The organism is Dethiosulfatibacter sp., from assembly GCF_983023055.1.
In genome coordinates this window covers 1-2,804 of the sequence record NZ_CEZJXU010000354.1, presented here as the reverse complement: position 1 = coordinate 2,804, position 2,804 = coordinate 1, and the positions used below count along the sequence as shown (strand labels likewise).

At 34.6% G+C, this 2,804-nt stretch carries 5 protein-coding genes; 3 read left to right on the top strand and 2 right to left on the bottom strand.

The genetic code is table 11. From position 1 onward, the window contains the following. The coding region (locus tag AC3AX0_RS10905) for a LysR family transcriptional regulator substrate-binding protein (protein WP_487550316.1) at positions 1-836 on the top strand (836 nt) is incomplete at its 5' end. Between the two features lie 89 nt (positions 837-925). On the opposite strand, the gene AC3AX0_RS10900 is transcribed toward AC3AX0_RS10905, so the two are convergent. Both AC3AX0_RS10900 and AC3AX0_RS10895 read right to left on the bottom strand, forming a co-directional pair. Further along, the gene (locus AC3AX0_RS10900) at positions 926-1,417 is read right to left on the bottom strand and encodes a DUF3179 domain-containing (seleno)protein (protein ID WP_487550315.1); all 492 of its coding nucleotides are present in this window, start codon (positions 1,415-1,417) and stop codon (positions 926-928) included. Then, positions 1,329-1,697 carry a hypothetical protein gene (locus AC3AX0_RS10895; protein ID WP_487550314.1) on the bottom strand — a complete coding sequence of 123 codons (369 nt, stop codon included), beginning with the start codon at positions 1,695-1,697 and terminating at the stop codon, positions 1,329-1,331. The genes AC3AX0_RS10900 and AC3AX0_RS10895 overlap by 89 nt, the downstream gene beginning before the upstream one ends. A gap of 107 nt (positions 1,698-1,804) precedes the next feature. Here AC3AX0_RS10895 and AC3AX0_RS10890 point away from each other — a divergent pair, with 107 nt between their 5' ends. Next, positions 1,805-2,320 carry a YehS family protein gene (locus AC3AX0_RS10890; RefSeq protein WP_487550313.1) on the top strand — a complete coding sequence of 172 codons (516 nt, stop codon included), beginning with the start codon at positions 1,805-1,807 and terminating at the stop codon, positions 2,318-2,320. Next, positions 2,317-2,804, top strand: a 488-nt coding sequence (locus tag AC3AX0_RS10885) for a GntR family transcriptional regulator (RefSeq protein WP_487550312.1), incomplete at its 3' end; no start/stop codon positions are given. The genes AC3AX0_RS10890 and AC3AX0_RS10885, both read left to right, overlap by 4 nt.

The window sequence follows — 2,804 nt, the reverse complement described above, 5'->3', positions numbered from 1 at the left end:
GAGTCAAACTGTTTACCCGTACAAATAGGGGCCTAAAGCTGACCTATGCAGGAGAACGATACTGTCAGGTAGCCAGCGATATATTGAGATCTTATAATGACTTTGAAATAGAAGTAAGTGACATCAACAACCTGAAAAAGGGACGCCTTAATATTGGAATAACAACATACATAGCTTCATACCTTTTGCCTCGAATTCTCCCTGAATTCAAGAAGCTTGCACCAAACATAGAATTCAATTTCACAGAAAAAAACTCCACAGAGCTGGAGGAAGAGATAAAAAAAGGTTCTGTGGATTTTGCTGTAATGCACAAATCTGCAAAAGAAGAACCTGATATCAAAGGAAATCTCAAGTACACAAAGATAGCTAAAAACAGATTCCTCCTTGTTACGAGACCAGATCATGAAATCAAGGGCAAAGCCCTTTCACTTTGTAATAACGACTTGCCCTATGTTGATATTAGAGATCTAGAAAATGAAACTTTCATACTTGGAAACAAGGAGCAGAGAAGTAGACAGATAGTGGATTCTATCTTCCACAATGCCAAAATATCTCCTTCCGGCATTATGAAAACAAGAAGCTTCACCACTGCAAAAGAGCTTGTAGCACAAAGCATTGGTGTCACCATTCTTCCCGAATTCTATCTTGAACTCATATCAGGAATTAAGGAAGTAGACTGTTACAATATCAATGTGGAATACTATCCCTTCTGGTACATTTGCATTACAACAAATGTAAACGGTTATCTTTCAAGGGCTTCAGAACTATTTATTTCATTGATTGGTAAAGAATTCAAAAAGGACAATCTTCTTGAGAATGTGAAGTCAAATATATAATCATGGCTTAAATGTTTTTGAAAAAATAGAGTTTATGTGACAACTAGCTTGACAAATTCCGATTATCCTATAGATTAAATACAAAATTCTTATCGAATGCTAGGAGTATTTATTATGGTTACAATGAAGGAATTTTTATCTTCTTTTTCATATGTTCCATATGGATCAGTATAGTAGTCTCTCAAATAACCGGTTTCAGTTGTAAGAACAATTGCATCAGGGAAATTTAATTTAGCCTTACTCCATTCAGCCCAATGAATAGGTCTTGCTTTAAGTGAAACTCCATTCATGTCTCCGTTCAAACCAGTACCTAGTATTTGTGAGATGAAAGAATTAGATGTCCTGTCGTACATTACAAGATTTGAATTCAATAAACGTCCAGATGTACCGAAATTATTGTTTTTATAAATGCCATCATTTCCAGAATAACAGATTGTTGACCCTGTTAGAGGACAATAGGTTATTGATACCCACTCGTCATCAATAAATTCATTAACTATTTCGTGCCAAACCAGTATTCTTTGAGGATAAAAAAAATACACCTTCGGTTGCTTCGTAGATAAATACCTTGTCTGTGTCATTAAGATATTCATCAGCTATACTAACACTTGAATATACGGGATTGTCAATAGGTGGGATACTGTCTTTTTTTGAAGTTACATCTATTATGCTGTCTCTGAATATGTCGGTTTCAATGTTCGAAATAATTGGATTTCTTTCTTTTAGTTTCATGAAGCCGGATTCTTGAAGAGGAATATCTTCTAATTCAGCATCTCTATTTATATCTGAAAAAAGATTTAGTATTAATAGAGCGGAAACTAGTACAAGTAAAAAGATTATTAGAAAAATAGTCTTTTTCATTTCATCACCTCTATCATAATTAGATCACTTTTGTAGAGTCTAATTGTTTTTTTGTTTTCATAGTGTGTTATAATTGAGTAAATAAAAAAGAAACAGGAGAGGTACTGATGAACAATAATGAGATAATGATAGAATTAAGAGATAATCTTAATATGGAAACAATGGACATGGTGGAGATATTTAATCTTGGAGATTTTGAAATAACTGAAGCTGAATTATTAAAGATGTTTAAGGTTACTGAATATAGCAGTGTCGAAGAAACCAGTGCTGCAGTTGCTATGGGAGAATACCTTAAGTGTGATGATGTAGCTTTGGAATCTTTTTTAAACGGGTTTATCATATTAAAAAGAGGAAAGCAGGAGCCCAAAGAAGGTCAATCTGAAAAGCCACCACTTGCTATCAAGAGCCGTAAAAGTGTCAATAATGTGATGCTTAAGAAACTGAAAATAGCATTTTCCCTAACCAATGATGACATGGTAGATTTGTTTAAAGAATCTGGTATTTATGTTTCAAAAGGGGATCTTACAACATTTTTCAGAAAAGAAGGACACAAGCATTATAAAAGATGTAGTGACGAATATTTAAAAGGCTTTTTGAAAGGGTTGGCAACACAAAACAAATGAGTGAGAAATCACGGGGTACAGTGGATTTTGAATTTTCAGTAGATAGAAACATCAAGGTACCATTAACAGACCAAATACTTGGATATATAAAGATGAAAATAATAAAGGGTGATTGGATTACAGGACAGAAGCTTCCATCACAGAGAAAGTTGGCAGAACTGCTATCTGTCAATAGAAGCACAATTGTTGAAGCTTATTCAGAGCTCATTTCTTTGGGAATCATTGAAGGAAAGTATGGAAGGGGCTCTGAGATAGTCAATAATACATGGTCTATGATGCTTTCCGGCAATACTCCTGAATGGAACAGATACATTGAATCGGGGATACATAAAGCTAATCAACCAACTATACAGACTATAAACATGCTGGAGTTTGACAATACCATAACAAGACTAAGCACAGGGGAAATGGCTCCTGAACTTTTTCCCCACGAGATGATGAAGAAGGTTCTCGACAAGATTCCATCAAGGGCGTTTTCACTTAA